The following is a 19059-nucleotide window of genomic DNA, read 5'->3' as shown; positions in this document are numbered from 1 at the left end:
CTGTCATCGGACGCGGTTCGCTCGGCGTTCTTCCGCGCGCTTCTGCGCGACGCGCTCTTCCAGGTCCGCGAACCACTGCTGCCCCGGCGCGCCGCAGCTGTCGCGGATCTCGTGCTTGAGCTCGGAAGTGTTGGTGTTCAACGTGCGGACCATGTCGAGCCCCTGGTCGACCTGGGACCGGAGTTCGCTGTGCGACCTCTGCAGATGTGCCGCGGCAGCACGCATCTCGGCGCGGGCCCGCTTGCTCACCACCAGCTGAAGCGGCGCGACTCGGGCGTGCCGGACCAGGAACGACATGGTGTGCAACGAGGTCTGCGCGGACCCGTAGGCCAGGTGCGCGGTGTCGGCGCACTGGTACGACTCGCGGTGGAAGACGCGCAGGGAGTGGAACTCGACGTCGGGGCGTGCCGGGTTCCTGGCCTGGAGCTTCACCAGGCGGGCCTGCACCTGCTCGGCCTGGCGGCGCACTCGGGCGTTCTCGGCGCGGACGCGTTTCAAGGTGCGGTCGGCCTCGGTGGCCGCGGCGCGCACCTCCTCGACGGTGACGCGGCGGGGGCGGCGGTCCCACAACGCCATCACGACGAGCACGACGACGCCGATCAGTGCCGCACCACCGAAGAGCGGCATGCCGTCGTCGACGACGTGCTCGCCGGGAGCGGACGGCTGCCGCTTCAGGAAGGCGAAGGTGTTCATGGCGGCGAGCAGCACGACGCCGCGCGTGAGGAACCCGGCCCAGCGCTTCAGCGGTGGTGTCCCGCGCACGCGGCCACCGCGCCTGAGCACGGACCTCACCAGCAGTACGGCCAGCGGCACCGAGATGGCCGCGCCCCAGAGCCACTCGTGCAGGTAGGGCTGCTGCTCCGGCAGGCCGTCGACGAGGATGCGGGCCGCGAACGCCGGTGCCACCAGCACGATTCCCAGCGGCAGTACGAAGATCAGGGCCAGCAACGAGAACGCGCAGCCGCCACAGCCACGCTGGTTGCCGCTCACCGGCGGTGGCGGCCGGGCTTGCGGCCGGCCGGTGCGAGAGCGGCCGCGCCGGACCCGTTGAGCACCTTGTCGATGACGTTCGCGACGCCACCGGTGAGGTCGGTGTGGTGCTGGACGAGCATGGTGGTGAAATGCGAGGTCAGGTCGATGTAGGCGCGGCGTTCCTCCAGTGCCAGCCCCGGCTTGACGGTCTCGCGCTGCATGTTGACCATGCACTCCCGCAACGCCTCGGCACTGCGGTCCGCCCTGCCCAGGTGCTTCTGCATCTGGCGCAACGTGGTGGAGGACTCACGGCGGCGCTGGTCCAGCAACGCCAGCGTGATCTCCTTGTCGTGCGCGGCTTTCGACTCACCGACCCGGCGCATCTCGGTGTTCAGCGCGTACGACTCGGCGACGCACCGCCCGGCGGGCCCGAGCGGGCTCAGCGAGTCGGCGATGCGTGCCACCGACTCGCTGAACCTGACGGCGTTTCCCTCGACCGTGACCAAACCCATGGCAGGTTCATCCACCCCGCCCTGCCGAGCGTTACAGCCCGAACGAACCGCGTCAGGGCGTCGGGGCGGGGCTGGTGACGGCGTTCGCGATCCGCAACGTCATCAGCTGCTGCGAGCTGTCGCGGACCGTCGGCGTGAACGAGTACGCGATGCGGCGCTGCCCGTCCCGTGTGGAGAACACGCCCGCGTTGAAGCCGTACCACTCCCCCGTCTTGCCCCACACCTCGACGCCGTTGATGGTGAAGGTCTGCAGGCCCGTGGCGTACGAGGCGGGCGAACCGTCCACCATGGACACGTTCGGCACGGTGAACATCTTCTCCAGCAGGTCTTTCCGCACCAACCGGCCGTCGAACAGGGCGGCGGCGAACCTGGTGAGGTCACCGGTCGTGGAGACCATGTCGCCCTCGCCGTGGGCCCGGGAGGAGTTGTAGTCGCTGACGTCGGCCAGGCCCTGTCCCGGCACGTTCAGATAACCGTGCACGTGGGCGCCGCGGATCTTCGTCTCGTTGCGGCCGGGCACGTAGGTCCTGGTGAGGCCAAGCGGACGGGTGATGCGCTTTTCCACCTCCCGCGCCAGATCGCAGCCGGTGACCTTCTCGATGATCATCGTGGCGAGCAGGTAGTTGATGCCCCGGTACTCCTGCTTCGTGCCGGGCGTGAACTTGGGCTCCGTCGGCGGGACCAGTGCCCTGAGCTGCTCGGGCGTCCACTGGTCGTACCGGTGCGCGAGGACCTTCTCCGGCGTGCTCAGGTCGGGGTAACCGACCTCGTTGGGGATTCCGCTGGTGTGGTTCAGGAGTTGCCCGACCGTCACCGCGTCGACGGACTCCGGCAGGTCGGGGAAGTAGTGCCGTACCCTGGTGTCCAGGCTGAGCCTGCGCTCCGCCACCAGTTGCAGCGCGACCGTCGCCACGAACACCTTGGTGACGCTGCCGATCCGGAACCGGTCATCGGGCCGGACCGGACGTCCTTGCTCCGCAACGCCTTCGGCGCCGTACCAGCGGCCTGCCTCGCCGGAGACCCTCAGCTGCGCCGACGTGACGACCGGATGTTCCAGGTCGGCGATGGCCGCGTGCAGCAGTTCCGGTTGCAGCGGCGGCAAAGGGGTCACCGCGACCAGGGCGGCGATCAGGAGTGACTTCATGATCACCACCGTGCCGCCCCGGCCGGGTCACGACCATGGCGCTGGCCCCCGCGCTCGCGGTAGGGCCAGCACCAGGTCTTTCTACCGCTAGCGAACCGCGCTGACGCCGTTGGCGAAGAACGCCAGCCGCACCTCGCGGTCCATCGCCCGCTCCGGGTGGTCCATCAGGCCGAACGCCAGTCCGTCGGCGCTCGTGATGCCCGCGACGTCCTCGAACGACCCGTCCGGGTTGGAGTCCTTCTCATACCGCAGTGCGACGCGGTAACCCTCGGTCTCGCTGCCGGGGTCGAAGCGGCCTTCACCGTGCGCGCACGGGAAGGCGAGGGTCTGGCCGCCCAGACCGGCGAGCCACGGGCTGTCGTTGTCGGTCTCGACGACGTGCCGCTGGTTCTCCTCGTTGCGGAACGTGCCGGTGCTGTTGACCTTCAGGCCGACCTTGCCGAAGCAGCCGCCGCGCACGGCGATCTGGAACCCGTTGCAGATGCCGATCAGCGGACGCTGACGGCACGCCTCGAACTGGTCCGCGAGGTGGCTGCGCAGCAACGCCGCCGCCACCGCGCCACCGCCGAGGTGGTCGCCGAACGAGAACCCGCCGGGAATGCAGAGGATGTCGGCGTCGTCGAGCCGTTCGGTGCCCGCGAGAAGGTCGGCCGCGAACCGCATCCGCGGCTCCGCACCCACCTCGGCGAACGCTCGGACGGTCTCCTCCTGGCAGTTGGTGCCGGGCAGGTACAGGACGTTGACGGTCGGCTTCATGCGATCCTCGCCGTGAACGAGTTGAGCCAGCCGTCGCGCGCGGCCGGAGCGAACAGGTCGATGCCTTCGAGCACGATTCCGGTGCCCTCCAGCGTGCCTTCGAGCGTGCCGAGGACGACCGGGCCGAGCTCGGCCGGCAGGGCGGCGACGTCCTCGGGAGCGACCTCGACGACAGCGCCGACGCGGTGCTCGGCGAACAGCGACTCGGTGGTCGCGGACTCCAACTTCACGCCGATGCCGCTGGCGAGCACACCCTGGGCGAGCACACCCGCGACGCCACCGGCGCCGATGCGGGCACCGCTGCGCAACAGGTTCCTGCTCGCGGCGAGCGCGGTCAGGTAGCTGTCCACATCGGACAGTGCCAGGTCGTCGAGCGCGCCGGTCGGCAGGCTGAGCTTGCGCGCGGCGACCGTGCCGACCGGCGAGCCCGTGGCCAGGCCGACGCGGACCAGCACGTTGCCCGGCGTGGTCCACTGCTCGCGCAGCAGGGCGTCGGTGTGCGGGACCTTGCCCAGCGCGCTCAGGAACACCGCGGGCGGCACGCTGACGAGGCCCTCGTCGGTCTGCACGGAGCCGGCCGAGGAGTCCTTGCCCGAGATCAGCGGCACGCCGAAGTGGCGGACCAGCACCGCGAGCTCGTCGACCATTCCGACCAGCCACTCACGCCAGTGCGGCGAGAGGTGCGGGGTGTAGAAGTTGTCGCACATGCAGATGTCCTTGACGGCGACACCCGCGAGCACCTGGCCCGCGATCGCCGCGCAGAACATCTGACGGGTCGCGGCGACCGGGTCCGCGTCGAACATCCACGGGTTGAACGCGGTGTTGAGCACGGCCGCGGCGGGCGACCCCGCGACCGGCGTGCCCGCCCAGTAGGCCGTGCGAACCGAGTTCTCGGTGCCGTAGTGCGGGCCGTACCAGGTGTTGCCCTGGACCGTGGAGTCGTACTGCGAGTCGGCGAAGTGCTGCGAGGCGACCTCCGCGTCGGCGACGACCTCCTCCAGCAGCCCGGCGAGCTGCGTGGGCGCCAGCTCCGGCCACTCGACGACGTCCGTCGGGCGCGACGGCGGGCCGACCTCGAACCGTTCGACCTCGATGTCCAGCAGGTCGTACGACACGTCGAAGCCGAGTTCGCCCTGATGCGCGGGAACGGCGTCCGGCGCGGCGGCGATCAGGGCTTCCTCGGTGAGGTCCGGCGCGTGGAACACGTGGTAGCGACCCGTGTCCGCGAACCGGCCGATGACCGTCGACCGCACCATGTGGCGGTCGAGGATCTTCTTCGCCCGCTCCTGGTGCTCCGGCGGCACGGCGAGCAGCATGCGTTCCTGCGACTCGGACAGCAGGATCCGCCACATCGGCAGCGCCGCGGTCTTCAACGGCACCAGCGCGGTGTTGATCCACACGCCGCACGCCTCGCCGATCTCACCGACGGCGCTGTTCAGGCCCGCGCCACCGACGTCGGTCAGCGCGCTCATGCAGCCCTCTTCGCGCAGCTCGATCAGCGCCTTGCGGAACTTGACCTGCTCCAGCGGCGCGCCGATCTGCACGGCGGCGGTGTCCATCACGGCACCCGCGGAACTGGCGGACGCGCCGTGGATGCCCTCGTTGCCGGTCAGACCGCCGATCAGGACGACGAAGTCACCCGGCCGCGGCGTGCCGCGCTGCGCCGCCGACACCGGCAGCAGGCCGATGCTGCCACCGAGCGCGAACGGCTTGGCGCGGTACGCGGGGTGGAACGTCATGCGCGACGACATCATCGGCACGCCGAACGTGTTGCCGTACTCCTTGATCGCCCGGATCGTCTCGCCGGCGAGCCTGCGCGCGTCCGGACGGCCCTTGATCGGCGCGGGCGCCTCGGGCTCGCCGATCGCGGTGTACTCGAAGCTGCCGATCGGGTCGGCCGAGAGGCCGGTGCCCAGGATGTCGCGCAGCACGCCGCCGAGCTTGGTCAGCTGGCCGAAGTAGCCGGAGATCGCCGACGGCCCGTTGTGCGTCTCGGCCTTGATGGCGATCGCGTGGCCGTCGTAGAAGTCCCAGACGCCCGCGTTGTCGTGGAACATGCTCAGCACGTTCGGGTTGTCGACGTCCTTCGCCGCCTGGACGAGCCTGCCGAGCAGACTGCCCAGCGACTTCCACGTGGTGTGCGCGCAGTGGTCGCTCCAGCGGGCATCCAGCGCCTCCAGCAGGACGTCCGTGACGAACTCGTCGCCGAGCGTCTCCTGCACGTGCTGCACGTGCTTCATCTGGGCGAGCGAGAGGTTGCGGCCCCCGGCCACCCCCAGCTCGGTGAGCCCGGCGTCGTCGAGCCCGCGCAGGTCGTACTGCGCCGCCGACTCGTAGTGTCCCTGCGGCACGAGGGTGTCGTAGTGCGGTTCCTCGTCGTGCAGCTCTTCGATCGTGGAGTTGAACCGCGTCGAGGCGATCAGGTCCCGCAGCTTCGGCGAGGCCGACCTGTAGCTGGTCGCGACCTTGCCCGCCCGCGCCTCGACCCCGAGCAGCCCGCACACGGTGATGATCGAGTCGCTCTCGTTGTCGACCACGCCGCGCTTGTAGGCGACCTGCACGGCGCCCTCGGGAAGCGGCTGGTCCAGCGAGACCTCGACGTCGAGCTGGTCGCCGAGCACGGCGGCCACCTCGGTCAGCGCGGCGGGGTCCGGCGCGCCCTCGAACTCGACGTAGTAGTCGCGCCACACCTCGAGGTCGTCGAGCTCCCACGATCGGCCGAGCTCACGGATGTCGGGCTCCGCGATGCCCGCGGAGCGAACCGAGAACTTGTGGATCAACAATCCTCCTGGAGCTGAACGGTCGGAGCCAATTGTCCTGGGCGGCGACCGCGCTCGAGCAGGCACCCAGGCAACCGGGCGAGGCCGCACTGCGACACATGCAGCACCCTAGGCGGTGAGGCCGTTCCGGCCCGCATCGGCGGAGCGCGACGCGCGTCACTCACACGCGGAAAAGGCTCACCCACACGTCGCGGAGGCATGGGACCCTGGCGAGCAACGACCGCGAGATGATATGGGTCGGTGAATTCCGAGCGAACCGGAATTCATATTGGCAATCTTTTGTCCACACATTGGCATTGATCGCGAGAATCGGCCCACTCTTCGGTCACCAGACGCATCTGTTCCACGAAAATCTCACCCAACCCGGTGAGCGTCCCGGACGCGGCCAAAGAACGTATCGCGGCGCGGGTGGCACTACTCCAGCGGTCGAATTCCGCTCGTGCTTCCCGGTCGTCGTACCGACTCCAGAAAGCGGACACGGCGAGATGTGCGTATACGCCCTGCAGAACGGCCACGGGTGGCCGTGGATCCTTGCGCCAGGCCACGCTCATCCGGCGCGGGGAAACACCGTCGACCAAAGGGAACAGGTCGAGCAGTGCGGAGAGTTTGCCGTGCTGCACCTCATGGGCGAGTGCCACCGCCATCACGCGTGGGTCCTCCGGCAGGGACATCGCGACGCACCCGAACGCGTTCGCGAAGGTGAGCGCGGCATGGCCGGAGCCGGAGGTGGAGAGCGGGGTGAGGACGGACAGCGTCGCCGCGACCTCCTCGGCGACCTGGCGGTGCCGCGTGACGAGCAGGCGCCATGCCTCGGAGAAGCGCCCCCACCAGCGGTTTTCCTCACCCGGCGGCAGGGTGTCGTGGGCACGGACCTGGTCGGGGAGGTTCTGCTCGCCGGTGCCGTCGACCACCAGCGTCAGCCTCAGGCCGTCGTGTTCGGCGTGCAGCCTGCCCACCGGCCGCCAGTGCGCGGTCACGCCGCCGGACAGGTCGCCGTGCGCCACGCCGTCGGACGCGACACTGCCCTCTGCCGTGGTCACGACGCACACCGGGCGTGAGGTCACGGGGCGGAACGTGCCCAGCGACGGCAGCACGACGGCGGCAGCGCTCGGTACCTCCACGACGCCCTCGACGCCGGCGTGGACCCGTGCGGCGGCCAGCACGGCGGCGAGCTGATCGGGCGCGGCCGCGGCTCCCGCTTGCAGCCGGGCCGTCGTGCGCACCGCCCACGCACCCACCCTGGGATAGTCCAGAACCGCGCGCATCGCCGCTGTCGGAACGGCTCTGAGCTGCTCGTACGCGGTTCGCGTCGCGGTGGCGGAAGGGTGGCCGGTCCGCTCGGCGAGGTCGACCATGGCGTGGATGAGCAGGAGGGTCCGGCTGCGGCGCACCTCCGCGAGCAGGGCCACGGCGGCCGGTCCGCCGCCTCCGCTCGCCAGTGCGGTGAACATGGCCGGGTCCATCTCGTGCGTGGTCATCGCACGGCTCCTGGCAGCGCCGCGACGTCCCGCGTCAGGCGGTCTCTGACGTGCGAGATCAGGGCGTAGAGGTCCGCGCAGTACACGGACGGGTTCAGGAACGAGCCGGCTCGGTAGCGGTGCGCGTAGACCCCTCCTCCGCACACTTCGCGCAGGTCACAGGCCTCACAGGTCGCGGAGAGGCGCGTGTTCTGGTGGGCGATCACGCCTGGAGCGCGGAGCGCGTCGTCGAACGAGGAGGAGCCGATGACCAGACCGGTCGCGGCCGCGCCTTCGAACGCCGAGGCCAGCATGTCCGAGACCTCGATGGCACCGTCGGTCTCGATCACCACCGTGGCGGGCGCGGACGTGCCGTGGCCCTCGACCGACGAGCGTCCTCCCAGCAGCACGTTGATGATCTCCGCGAAGCCCCTGACCTGCGTCTCGCCCCCCTCGTACCAGCGGTCGAACACCGCGGTCAGCCAGTCCGCGTACGACCCGGCGGGCGGCGGGGAGGACCAGTTCGCGTTCGGCAGCAGGAAGTCCACCGCCGGTGGCGCGAACGGCAGCAACGCCTCGTAAGTGCGCACCGGGTCGTTGGCGAGGTCGATCGTGCAGAGCAGACCGCCGTAGATCGACCGTCCGGCGAGCAGGCGGACCGCCGCGGCCACCGCGTCGTAGCTGCCGCTGCCGTCGGGCCGGCGACGATGCCGATCGTGCGCCTCCTTGTCGCCGTCAAGGCTCACGCCTACCCGTACTCCCAGGTCAGCGAGCACGTCAACGGTCGACGCGTCGAGCAGCACCCCGTTGGTCTGCATCGCGAACCGCACGGGCGCGGCAGCCCCGATGACCTGCACGGCCTCGGCCAGACGCGCCACACCGGCCAGCAACGGCTCACCGCCGTGGAACACCACCTCGACTTCGGAGAGCCCGTGCGCGCGTACGTGCTCCTCGATCCGCAGCGCCACCTGCCGCACGATCTCCGGCGACATGGTGCGGTCGCGCTGCCGCCAGCGCTGGTCCCGCATCGTGTAGACGTAGCAGTGATCGCACGCGAGATCGCACCGCGCGTGCATCTTGAGGATCACCTGCCGGAATGGTCGCCCCACGTCGCACCGCTTCCGCCACGATTGATGGAATCACCGCCCAGGTGGCCGATCGACACACCTCACGGCTCCCTCGATAATGCCGGACACCAAACTCGTCGGAGTGAAGAATCCACCCAATTAGATTGTGCCGTCCGCTAACACGTCAAGGCCACTCCAAGACTCTACTATTGTGTGGCACCGCAAAGGGGCGGAGATGGGACGGTGCCGGACGCATGATGGAGCAGCACGACGCCAGCCTGAAGTCGGATCTGGTCGATCTGAGCGGGGTGGATTTTGATCAGCTCGACACACTGCCCTCGTCGGTTCTGACCAGATCTCTGCACCGGGTGCTGCGGGAAAACGCGTCGAACATCGACCACTACGCGGCCTTCCAGAACACGATCTGACGACAGCTCACCCGTGGAGCGAGGATGACCGACGACCGACCACCGCCCGGCAAACCGAGGATCGTCGCGTTCACGTCGCCGACGAACGGCGCCTGGCGCACCGAGGTGGTCGCGAACGTCGCGTGGACGCTCGCCGCGGCGGGCAGGCGCGTGGCGATCGCGGACTGGGGCAGCGACGCCCCGCACGTGCACGACTACCTCCAGCCGTTCCAGACCCGCACGCTGAGCGTCGCGGAACTGCTCGACGAGGTCCTGGACGACACGAGGTTCAGCACGCCCGCGCGGCACCTGCTCTTCGACGAGAAGGTGTACCCGCGGATGGAGGCGCGGCGCTACGAGCTGCCGGGCGGGCTCGGGCGCATCGACGTCCTCGCCTCCCCCGATCCGGGCACGCCGGTGCGCGGGTTCGATCCGGGCGACCGCGATCTCGGCGAGGTCGAGACGCTGCGGGCGGGCATCCAGCGTTCGATCTACGACCACGTGCTGATCGACTCCCCCGCGCCGCTGTCCCCCGACCTGGCCGCCAAGATGGCGCGCCTGTGCGACGTCGTCGTGCTCTGCTTCGAGCCGCAGAGCAGCAGCGTCCGGCAGGCCGCGTGGTTCGCGGGCGAGGTGTGGGACGCCGCCCCGGTCGGCATCCGGGTGCTCGCCGTGCCGGTGCGCCACGACGAGATGGACAGGGACAAGGCCGAACGCACGCTCACCCTGGTCGGCGCGGCGTTCCACTCGTTGCTCACGCACGAGACGGACGAGTTCGGCAGGACGATGTCCGCCGAGATAGCGGGCGTCCCGCCGCACGACGACGGTTCTCCCTCGAGGACGCTCGCCGTGCTGGCCCGCGATGACGCCGCGCAGCAGGAGGCGTACCAGCGGCTCGTCACGGCCATCGGCGGCAAGGCGGCCGGAACACCGCGCACGCTCACGGTGGACCTGCTGGAGAGCTACCGGCGCAGCGTCGGCCTGCTGCCCACCCTCGTCGCGCTGGAGTGGGCGCCGCGGGACCGTCCGTGGGCGGACTGGGTGCGCGCCCAGCTGATCGCCGCCGGGGCCGAGGTGGTCGGCAGCGCGGAGGTTCCCGGCACCACGCTCGTACGCATATGTTCACAACACCCGCTGCCGCCGACGACGGCGACCGGTCGGACGATCGCGATCACCGTCGACGACACCGATCTGCCGCCCGAGCTGGCGTCGGCGACGCACGTGCCTCTGGCCGGCCAGGACGAGAGCACCTCCCGCACCCGAGTCCTCGAGGCGCTCTCGTTCGTGGCGGGCCCGCCGGGCCCGGGCACGCGCTTTCCCGGCGCCGTCAGCAGGAACCAGGCCACTCTGCCGCCCAGGCTCGCCCTGTTCGCCGGACGGGGTGCCGAGCTGGAGGCGATGCGCGACGACCTCTCCTGGCCGGACACGCCGCGCACGTGGTGGCTCACCGGGGCCGCCGGCGTGGGCAAGAGCGAACTGGTGAAGGAGTACGCCCACCGGTTCGAGTTCGACTACGAGCACGTCTGGTGGATCCCCGCCGCCGACCGCATGACGATCACGGCGAGCCTGGCGAGGCTGGCGCGCGCGCTCGGCGTCCCGGCGGAGAACCAGGTCACCCAGAAGGTGCTGGACCTGCTCGGGCGAGCCGGCGAGAACAGGCGCTGGCTGCTCGTCTACGACGGCGCGGACGAGCCGGGAGTGCTCGACGGACTGGTGCCCACCCGCGGCCGCGGCCACGTCGTCGTCACCTCGCGGTCGAGTCCCGTGGACGCGGTCACCCTCGGCCCGTTCACGCCTGACGACAGCATCGAGTACCTGCGCAACTCCCTCAACGACGTCGGGGAGGCAGACCTTCGCGAGGTCGCGGACCGCACCGCGCACCAGCCACTCGCGTTGCGGCTCGCGCGGGCGTGGATCTTGCGGGCCGCGTGGCAGGCGAGGCAGCAGACCGACTCCCGCCAGAACGCCGAGATCCGTGCGGCACAGGAGTTCTGCGCGATATCGGACGCGCTCGGCGAGGGCCCGGCCATTCCCCGCACGGTCCAGGTGACCGTGAACACCCTGGAACGGAGCGAGCTCGGGCGCTCGGTGCTGAGGGTCGCCAGGGTGTGCTCGTTCCTCTCCCCTGACGGCATCGCGCTTTCCCTGCTGCACAAGGTCTCCCTGCTCGCGGCGGTGTCCGACGCGCTGGACGACGTCGAGCTCGACGGCATGCTGTGGCACGGCGTTTGCTACGGGATGTTCCACGTCTCGTGGCGACAGCCGGCCACGGTGGCCGCGCACCCGCTGCTCCTCGCGTACATCACCGCGCTCGCGTCCGACGAGGAACGCGCCGCCATCCGCACGGCCGTGCAGGAAGGTCTCGCCGTGACCGCGCCGTCGGAGAGCGAGCTCGACCAGGCGTACGCCGGTGAGCTTCAGGAGCTGAGCAGGCACATCGTGCCGAGCGGCGCCCCGTCGTCGGACTCCCCGCAGGTGCGGCGCTGGCTGACCAGTCAGATGGGCTACTTCCTCCGCGAACGCGACCACGAGGCGTGGCTGTTCGCGACGTCGTTGTGCGAGCAGTTGCTGGAGAACTGGCCGGAGGAGGACGCACCGGGGCTGCGCATGCGGTTGCGGTTCCACCTCGGCAACCTCCACCGGTCCCTCAACCGGCCGATCGACGCGCTCACGGTGGACGAGAACCTGCTCGCGGACCAGCGCCGGATCCTCGGCCGCGAACACCCCAGGACGTTGCGCACCGCACGCGGTGTGGCGCACGGGCGACGGGTCCTCGGCCTGTTCACCGAAGCGCTCGTCGAGGAACAGGCGACCGTCCGGGGACTTCGCCGGGTGCTGGGCGAGAACCACCCGGACACGTTGCGGGCGACCAACAACCTGGCGCAGTCGCTGTTCCTCGCGGGTGAGCCCGGCCAGGCGCTGGAGGTGCAGAGCGCCAACAGGGACCGCAGGCGCGACGTGCTCGGGCCCGACCACCTCGACGTCTGGTGGTCGGCGTGCAGCATCGGCACCTACCTGCGGGAGCTGGGTCGCTACGACGAGGCGTGGAACGAGCTCCAGACGGCCAAGCAACGGGTGGCGCAGCTGCCGGGGGCGCCCCGGCACCTGCTGCGGATCAAGTGGAACCAGGCGATCATCCAGCGGCGCAGGGGAGACAGCGCCACCGCGAAGGCCATGTCGTGGGAGGTGCTGACCGAGTACCGGCAGACGTTCGGCGAGGACCACCCCGACACGAGGGCGTGCAAGCTCAGCTTCGCCGCCGACCACTTCGCGGTGGGCGAGTTCGACGTCGCGGTCGGCCAGGCTCTCGACTGCCTGAACGGCTACTGGCAACGCACCGGCCCGTTCCACGCGTTCTCACTCATGTGCCAGCTCGACCACGCGATCTTCCAGCACTGGCTGGGAAACGCCCCGGAGATAGCGCTGATGTCGGTCAAGGAGGCCCGCGGCGGACTGGTCACCAGGCTCGGCGACGTGCACCCGTGGGCGCTGGCCGGACGCCTCGCGCACGCCGTGGTGCTCGGGCGGACCTCGGACACCGACCTCGGCCGGCACCTGCTCGGCGAGATCCACGACGACTGCGTGGAGTACCTCGGGACGGCACATCCGACGACGAGGACGGCGGCGGCGAACCTGGACGTGTCCGCGGACGAATGGCAATGCGTAGTGCTCGACGTACCGGAGATGTGAAGGAGGCGGTCGGAGTGACTGGACCACACGTGCACAAAGGGCCGCACGTCGACGCCACGTGGGACGACGTCGTGGAAACGATGCACGAGGCGATGACCGACGACCATCTGTTGTGCCATCTCGGGCACTACACGGACGGGCAGATGGACATCGCCGTCGACCTGCTGGGCCGCCGCCCGGACCATCCGGAGTGCCACCGCGACGAGTACGTGCGGACCGCTCGCCGCCTCAGCACCTTCGTGAGCGAACTGGAGCGCGAGCTGCTCCCGGTGCGCACCGGCTCGTTGATCAGGGTGGTGCTCCAGGCGGCGACCGGCGCGGTGTACTGCGACTCGGTGGTGCCCGACCAGCACGTGATCGCGTTCATCCGCAACGAAGAGCAGCCGGAACCGGTGACGTGGAGCGAGGTTCCGCCGGTGAGGAACGCGGACAGGCGCACCACCGAGGTGGCGAACTCGTTGCGGCTCAGGCTGAGCAGGCAGGCCCTGAACCTGGGCGGCTGGCTCACCGAACGAATGCCCGACGCGGACGCCGATCCCGCTCTGGTGCCCACCGCGCCACCTGGTGCGGTGCACACCTCCGGCGACCTCGGCGGCCCGGTTCCCGAGCAGTGCCAGAAGGTCGTCGATCCGCGCGACCTGCACCTCGTGTCGTGGTGGGTCGACGACGAACCGGTGTTCACCGTCGACGTGTTCGAGGATCCCAAGGTGCGCCGGTTCTTCAACAAGAGCATCAGCGTGGCGCAACGGAGGCGGTTCTACGACGCGCTGGGCGGCAGGCTGCCGTCGATCGTCACGCAGTTCGGCCGGATGTGCCGCGAGTCGCTGGGCGGCAGGCTGGAACGCGCGGTGCTGGACGTCGAGCAGGGCGCGATCTACTACCTGCGCGTGCGGGCACGCCAGTACCTCGTCGGCGTCACGCTCGACCAGAACGAGGTCTCCCCGTCCGACGACAAGATCGCCAGGCTGGGCGTCACCGTCCGGTCCTTGTGATGACGACCGGCGCGTTCAGCGCGACGATGCGGCGCCTGCTGCTGCTCCTGGTGGCCGTGGGCATCGGCTGGGCGCTGGCGCGCGGCACCGGCCTGGACGATCTCCCCTCGTCCGGCTGGTACTTCACCGCGGCCACGGCGTTGCTCGCGATCGGTCTGTACAACAGCACGTTCGGCATCGACATCGCGGACGTCCGCCGACACCTGCGCATCGTCGTCACCGCGGTGACCCTCGGCGTGCTGGTGAAGGCGGCGCTGATCGCGACGGTCATGTGGCTCGCGTTCTCCTCCCCCGCGTATCTGGTGCTGGGGATCGCGGTCGCGCAGATCGACCCGCTGTCCACGGCGGCGGCGATGGGGTCGTCCCGGTTGTCGAAGCGGGCCAAGAGCGTGCTGGCGGCGTGGGCAGCGTTCGACGACCCGATCACCATGCTGCTCACCATCTACCTCTCCGCGCTGGCGTTGCGGGCGCAGGGTGTGACGGGCGGCGCGCTGGCGCAGGACGGGCTGTTCTCCTTCGGCACCAACGTGATCGCGAACCTCCTGCTCGCCGCCGCCGGTCTCGCCCTGTGGTGGCTGCTGTCGAGGATCAAGCCGGAACGTGTGCGGTTGGTTGCGCAAGTGGTGCTCGTGGCCGCCGTGCTCGCGGTCGGCGTGTGGCAGTTCCTGATGCTCGGCGTGGCGATCGTCGGCCTGGTGGCCCGGCCACCGATCGCGGCCCTGCTCGACCGGATCACGCAGGTGGCCGTCCTGACGGCCTCGGTGCTGCTGGGGTTCCTGCTCGTCGGCGGAGTCCTGGTGCCCCAAGGGATTGTGCTGGGGCTGGCCGCGTTCGGCGCACAGGTGCTGGTGGGACTCGTGATCACGGGTGGGCTGGCGCGCAGGGACCGCACCTACATCGCGTTCGCGCAGCAGAACGGGATCACCGCGATCATCCTGGTCCTGTTGCTGGAACCGGACTTCCCCGGCACCGCGGCCGTGGTGGCACCGGCCATTCTGGTGATCAACACCTTGCACGGCGTGTTCACCGGGTTCTGCGAGAACCACAGCGACGCGCTGCTGCGCCGGTTCAGCGGCTCTCCGCGACCGACTCGAGCACGGCCGCCTGGACTTGGCCGCTCAGAAGGTTGAACACCTCCTGCGCCTCACCGAACTGGGGCGGCAGCGGCACGTTCCCGTCGACCAGTTGCGGGCTGAACCCGTCGAGATCCTCGAGCCGGTAGAACGGGACGTACTCGTAGACCGTGTCGTACGCGCGGCACAGGGCGCTCAGCCGGTCCTTGTCCGCCGGGTACGGATCGCCGGACGAACTCGGCACGTACGAGCGGTACCACTCGTTGACGCTGTCCCGGAACGTGATCAGCAACGTGCGCAGCATCGCGCCCACCCCCACGGCCGAGAACAGGTGCGGCGACCGCAGCTGCCCGCGCACCGCGACCCGCGCGTCGATGGCGTTCGCGGAGTCGCCGGACGCGGCGGCGAACATCGTCCGCAGCGTCGCGTCGACCTGGTCCAGTCCGTCCAAGAAGGACTGAGCCCTGGTGAACAGCATCATCACCGGGGGAGGCAGGCGCAACGGCGGAGACTCGGCGCCGGGGTGTGCCGCCCGGTCCGCGGTGCTGAGCTCGGTGAGCTCGCGCTGGATCTGGCCGAGCGAGCGTTCCGAGGAGGAACGCATGGCCGTCAACGTCTTCAGCGCCTGTTCGAGCATCCGCTGGGTGTTGGCCTGCTGTCTGCCCAGGCGCCGGAACCGTTCCTCGCCCAGCACGAGCGTGTCGTCGCGGTCGAGCGTCCGCAGCTGCCGTTCCAGCACCGACGACAGCGTTTCGGTGAAGGTCCAGTGGTCGTAGGAGATCGGTTCCTCGCTGAACGCCTCACTCAGCTCGGACACGAAGTCGGCGTTCAGCAGGCCGACGACGACGAGCAGCACCTGCCGTTGCTCGGCGGCTGTCTGCAGGTACGTCGCCCTGCTGACGAGCGCGTCGCAGTCGCCCTGGGTCAGCACGGCGTCGGTGAGCACCAGGGCACAGCCGGCGCCGTCCTCGTCGCCGTAGGGCACCCAGTAGTCGGCGCGCGAGTCGGTCTGCGGGTCCATCCAGTGATCGCGTTCGTAGCTCAGGCCGAGCGCGGCCAGCACCTGGCGGATCTCGTTGCGAACGTGGTCGGTGCTGCGCGCGCCCGCCTGCTCCCTGGCCACCTTGCGCACCATGGCCTCGGTGACCAGCGCCCTGTCCGGGTCGCGCGGGCTCAGGTCCATCGCGTGGCGGTAGAGATGGCTGCACAGCCTGATGATGCGGCGGGCGTTGCCGTCGGTGAGCTTCACCAGGTACCGCACGGTGTCCTCGGTGAACGGGTGCAGCACCCGGCCGCGGCCGATCGCCTCCTGGCTCTGCCGGATGTACTCGATGGCGTTCTCGGAGGTCAGCGGCGAGATCAGGATCGTGCGACCGATGCGTTGCTGCACCGTGCCGCCCAGTTCGTCGAGGTAGTCGGGCAGGCCGGCGAGCACCAGCAGTGCCTGCGCGCCGGCGAACACCTTGATCAGCTTCTCGAACGCGTCGACGGCGTTCTCGCTCGGTTTCCGGGTGGCCGACACGACTTTGTTCATCTCGTCGATCGCCAGCACGAACTTCTTCCTGCGCGTGCTGTAGAGCAGGGCGATGACGCCCATCGCCTCCAGCGCGAGCTCCTCCGTGGCGATCGGGGTGTCGACGCCGCGGTCGGCCAGCACCGGATCCGGGTGGTGGCCGGACAACCACTCCCAGGCGGCGTCGGCGAAGTCGTGCCGCAGCAGCAACGGAAGCACGATGCCGAACGCGCGGTTGCGGGTGACCACCTCCAGCCGTTCCCGCAGGCGCGCGAGGTACTTGCTGCCCATGAGGTTCAGCCGGTCGGAGACCTCGACGGGGTCGACCTCCCCCCGGCGCAACCGGACCGCGATCTCGGCGGTGAGCTCGGACTCCCCCAGCGCGTCGGCGAGCACGTCCGCGTAGAGCTCGCGCACCCGCGCGCAGACGTCGTCGCGACGCAACTCCGTGCCGATGAGCTGCTTGTAGAGGTCGACGAACGTCGCCGGCCTCGCCTCGAGGAACGCGACCCTCGGGCGCCGATCCTCCGGCGCGCTCAGGGCGTGGTGCAGCACCGCGCCGATGAGGTGGCTCTTGCCCGTGCCGTACTCGCCGACGATGGCGATCACGGTGCCGGCGGGCAGCGTGGACGGCCGCAGGAAGCTGTCGACGATGCTGATGGCCTCGGTGATGGACGGCGTGGGGATCGAGACCGTGCCGCCGGAGAACTCGCGTGGCTTCGCGACGGCGGCCATGAGAAACGGATTGTCGCTGGGGGCTGGACCCGGATGCTCGCTCATCACGTCGTTCCCCGCCTGAAGTAGAAATCAGTGATGGTGCTGTAGGTCACCTCGCCCGTCAGGCCGCAGCCTAACGGACCCGAATTCGCACGTTCAGCCAGAATCTCCTCGAACAACCGGAAGAGGAGATTGTGCAGCTCACCGATCGAGAACTCTTTCGCCGCGATCACGGCGCGTATCGTTTCCCTTGACACGAACGGGTAATCATCGCCATCCGTTCGATGACCGTTGCGCGCCTGCACGAACGCCCAGCCGTCTTCCGGCTCCAGTTTGCCGACCTCCAGCTGGATCGGGACCGTTCCCTGTTCGGCGCTCGCGCTCTTGATCTTCGGCCAGTGCGCCCGCACCGCCTCGACCTGGCGACTCTCCGCGAGGAACACGAGGTTGCGGTGCGTCCAATGCGCGTAGCTCTCGACTTCCTGTTCGAGTTCGATGCGGGGCAGAAGAATCACCACCGCGGTGTCACCCAGCACGCGGTTGGCCAGGTAGCGGTATTTGAGCTTGGGCGCGTACTCCTCCAGTTTCTCCCGATGTTTCTGCGCGAGCATGCCGCGGTCGTCCAGCTCGTCGATCAGACACTGGTAGACCGCTTTCTCCCGTTCCTCGACGGAATCGCTGTCGCGGCAGGCGTCCGTGAACGACAACACCAGGCATTGGCCGTCATCCTGCCGCAGAACGGACTTCAGATGGGTGGCGCACCGGTTCAGCAACGAACTCTTGCCGCACCCGTCCCAGCCGAGCGCCACCACGAGCCTTCCCTTGTCCCGGATCTTCGCCGCGTCCCCGATCGAGGCCTTGAACTGATCGAACGCGGCCAGGGTGTGATCGACCGGTACGTAGAAGTCCTCGTGCGTCGGATCGTCGTGGGGACGGAGCGGGCCGGGGCCGTCGCCGCCGAGCGGAACGAGGTAGGGGTTCACGCGCGCGCCCCCTCGGCGAACTCGGGCGCGAACAGCTTCTCCGCGTCAGCGGGCCGTTCCAGGGCGCGGGCGAGCACCTCGACCCGGCCGTCGAGCTTCGCGGCCGCCGCGTTCAGTTCATCGGCACGGGGTCGCAGCTCGGTCCGGTTCCGGTCGAACCGCCAGCCGCTCGCCACGTCGCCGCCGAACGCCATGACCTCGCCTCGCAACACTTTCGGCGCCGTCCAGTCCGGCCACAGCAACGCCGTCACCGCGATCTGGTTGGCGAGCACGTCGCGCTTGCGCCACAGTTCCGTGGCCGACGGAGGGCTGCCGTCGGCGCTGCCTTTGAGCTGAACCTCGCAGTACTCGCGCACGGCGGCCACGAACTCGTTGCCGGCCGTGCGCAACGAGACCGCCTGCTGCTTGCCCCGCGCGCGGTCCTCCCGCCGGTTCGCGGTGAACCAGGCCAGCCAGGCACCCACCAACGCGGAGACGAGACTCGTCACCACCGTGAGAAGTGTGGACAGCCAGCCGGGTGTGGAACTCGGCGACGCGGGCTTCATCACCGGTTCCGCGAGAGCGTTGCAGGCCTTGACGAAATCCGCACGGCGCTGATCACGCCATTCGTCGAACGAGAGCGTTTTGCCGCCCACCACCACCCGATTTCCAAAAGACGTGGAATCAACGAGTTTCAACGAGGCTGCGGCCTCCAGCGTTTCCGACTGCCGTCCCCTGGCGGCGCAGTAGACCGCGGCGGCATCGGAAACCGTTGGGGCGGAAGCACATCCGGCCAGCAGAAAGAGCAGGATGAGGAGTGTCGACCGGCCGGCCATGCGACCTCCCCACGTCCAGCAATCGTCAGCGCACACGCCTCGCATGTCGTTCCCGCTTCCACCCGCGTAACGCCGCGACACCGATCGTGTACGTGTTTCCACGCAAATTCGATAGGTTCGCCTTGAAGAGACCGTCAATTGACCCCGAACGGACTACCGAAGTAACTGGGGGCGACGGCTC

The 19059-nt window shown here is 69.5% G+C and carries 14 protein-coding genes; 4 read left to right on the top strand and 10 right to left on the bottom strand.

From position 1 onward, the window contains the following. Positions 1–3: 3 nt before the first annotated feature. The 7 genes from ACIRG5_RS06695 to ACIRG5_RS06665 all read right to left on the bottom strand — a co-directional run bounded on the left by ACIRG5_RS06695 (position 4) and on the right by ACIRG5_RS06665 (position 8730). Positions 4–990, bottom strand: a complete 987-nt coding sequence (locus ACIRG5_RS06695; RefSeq protein ID WP_402901249.1) for a hypothetical protein — start codon at positions 988–990, stop codon at positions 4–6. Next, entirely contained in the window at positions 987–1484 is a 498-nt protein-coding gene (locus tag ACIRG5_RS06690) for a hypothetical protein (RefSeq protein ID WP_402901246.1), read from the bottom strand. Before ACIRG5_RS06690 ends, ACIRG5_RS06695 begins: the two co-directional genes overlap by 4 nt. Before the next feature lie 52 nt (positions 1485–1536). After that, positions 1537–2628: a serine hydrolase domain-containing protein gene (locus tag ACIRG5_RS06685; RefSeq protein ID WP_402901245.1), complete on the bottom strand. Its 1092-nt coding sequence runs from the start codon at positions 2626–2628 to the stop codon at positions 1537–1539. 87 nt (positions 2629–2715) lie between these two features. After that, the gene (locus tag ACIRG5_RS06680) at positions 2716–3384 is read right to left on the bottom strand and encodes a phosphoribosylformylglycinamidine synthase subunit PurQ (RefSeq protein ID WP_402901242.1); all 669 of its coding nucleotides are present in this window, start codon (positions 3382–3384) and stop codon (positions 2716–2718) included. Continuing rightward, entirely contained in the window at positions 3381–6164 is a 2784-nt protein-coding gene (locus ACIRG5_RS06675) for an AIR synthase-related protein (RefSeq protein ID WP_402901239.1), read from the bottom strand. Before ACIRG5_RS06675 ends, ACIRG5_RS06680 begins: the two co-directional genes overlap by 4 nt. Before the next feature lie 263 nt (positions 6165–6427). After that, positions 6428–7642 carry an HEXXH motif domain-containing protein gene (locus ACIRG5_RS06670; protein ID WP_402901236.1) on the bottom strand — a complete coding sequence of 405 codons (1215 nt, stop codon included), beginning with the start codon at positions 7640–7642 and terminating at the stop codon, positions 6428–6430. Further along, on the bottom strand, positions 7639–8730 hold the full coding sequence (locus ACIRG5_RS06665; protein WP_402901233.1) for an FxsB family cyclophane-forming radical SAM/SPASM peptide maturase: 1092 nt from the start codon (positions 8728–8730) through the stop codon (positions 7639–7641). Before ACIRG5_RS06665 ends, ACIRG5_RS06670 begins: the two co-directional genes overlap by 4 nt. 212 nt (positions 8731–8942) lie before the next feature. Here ACIRG5_RS06665 and fxsA point away from each other — a divergent pair, with 212 nt between their 5' ends. Genes fxsA through ACIRG5_RS06645 form a run of 4 tightly spaced genes read left to right on the top strand, consistent with a single transcriptional unit; the run spans position 8943 to position 14907 of the window. Next, positions 8943–9116 carry an FxSxx-COOH cyclophane-containing RiPP peptide gene (fxsA, locus tag ACIRG5_RS06660; protein WP_402901231.1) on the top strand — a complete coding sequence of 58 codons (174 nt, stop codon included), beginning with the start codon at positions 8943–8945 and terminating at the stop codon, positions 9114–9116. A gap of 24 nt (positions 9117–9140) precedes the next feature. Next, the gene (gene fxsT / locus ACIRG5_RS06655) at positions 9141–12785 is read left to right on the top strand and encodes an FxSxx-COOH system tetratricopeptide repeat protein (protein ID WP_402901228.1); all 3645 of its coding nucleotides are present in this window, start codon (positions 9141–9143) and stop codon (positions 12783–12785) included. Positions 12786–12799: 14 nt separating this feature from the next. Beyond that, the gene (locus tag ACIRG5_RS06650) at positions 12800–13777 is read left to right on the top strand and encodes a hypothetical protein (protein ID WP_402901226.1); all 978 of its coding nucleotides are present in this window, start codon (positions 12800–12802) and stop codon (positions 13775–13777) included. Continuing rightward, positions 13777–14907 carry a hypothetical protein gene (locus tag ACIRG5_RS06645; RefSeq protein ID WP_402901224.1) on the top strand — a complete coding sequence of 377 codons (1131 nt, stop codon included), beginning with the start codon at positions 13777–13779 and terminating at the stop codon, positions 14905–14907. Before ACIRG5_RS06650 ends, ACIRG5_RS06645 begins: the two co-directional genes overlap by 1 nt. Here ACIRG5_RS06645 and ACIRG5_RS06640 read toward each other — a convergent pair. The 3 genes from ACIRG5_RS06640 to ACIRG5_RS06630 are packed head-to-tail and all read right to left on the bottom strand — an operon-like array spanning position 14846 to position 18878. Next, entirely contained in the window at positions 14846–17098 is a 2253-nt protein-coding gene (locus ACIRG5_RS06640) for a hypothetical protein (RefSeq protein WP_402901222.1), read from the bottom strand. The genes ACIRG5_RS06645 and ACIRG5_RS06640 overlap by 62 nt on opposite strands. Before the next feature lie 44 nt (positions 17099–17142). Continuing rightward, a complete protein-coding gene (locus tag ACIRG5_RS06635) occupies positions 17143–18063 on the bottom strand; it encodes a hypothetical protein (protein ID WP_402901220.1) in 921 nt (306 codons plus the stop codon). Beyond that, on the bottom strand, positions 18060–18878 hold the full coding sequence (locus ACIRG5_RS06630; protein ID WP_402901217.1) for a hypothetical protein: 819 nt from the start codon (positions 18876–18878) through the stop codon (positions 18060–18062). Before ACIRG5_RS06630 ends, ACIRG5_RS06635 begins: the two co-directional genes overlap by 4 nt. Positions 18879–19059 lie beyond the last annotated feature (181 nt).

The organism is Lentzea sp. NPDC102401 (assembly GCF_044765805.1).
GTDB lineage: Bacteria > Actinomycetota > Actinomycetes > Mycobacteriales > Pseudonocardiaceae > Lentzea > Lentzea sokolovensis.
Note: the sequence above shows the minus strand (reverse complement) of the source record. Positions and strands in the feature narration are given on the sequence as shown.

Bases quoted from the DNA above. Each gene is read 5' to 3' on its own strand.
- ACIRG5_RS06640 (WP_402901222.1), bottom strand. From the start codon at position 17,098: ATGGCCGCCGTCGCGAAGCCACGCGAGTTCTCCGGCGGCACGGTCTCG.
- fxsT (WP_402901228.1), top strand. From the start codon at position 9,141: ATGACCGACGACCGACCACCGCCCGGCAAACCGAGGATCGTCGCGTTC.
- fxsA (WP_402901231.1), top strand. From the start codon at position 8,943: ATGATGGAGCAGCACGACGCCAGCCTGAAGTCGGATCTGGTCGATCTG.
- ACIRG5_RS06690 (WP_402901246.1), bottom strand. From the start codon at position 1,484: ATGGGTTTGGTCACGGTCGAGGGAAACGCCGTCAGGTTCAGCGAGTCG.
- ACIRG5_RS06645 (WP_402901224.1), top strand. From the start codon at position 13,777: ATGACGACCGGCGCGTTCAGCGCGACGATGCGGCGCCTGCTGCTGCTC.
- ACIRG5_RS06685 (WP_402901245.1), bottom strand. From the start codon at position 2,628: ATGAAGTCACTCCTGATCGCCGCCCTGGTCGCGGTGACCCCTTTGCCG.
- ACIRG5_RS06670 (WP_402901236.1), bottom strand. From the start codon at position 7,642: ATGACCACGCACGAGATGGACCCGGCCATGTTCACCGCACTGGCGAGC.
- ACIRG5_RS06630 (WP_402901217.1), bottom strand. From the start codon at position 18,878: ATGGCCGGCCGGTCGACACTCCTCATCCTGCTCTTTCTGCTGGCCGGA.
- ACIRG5_RS06680 (WP_402901242.1), bottom strand. From the start codon at position 3,384: ATGAAGCCGACCGTCAACGTCCTGTACCTGCCCGGCACCAACTGCCAG.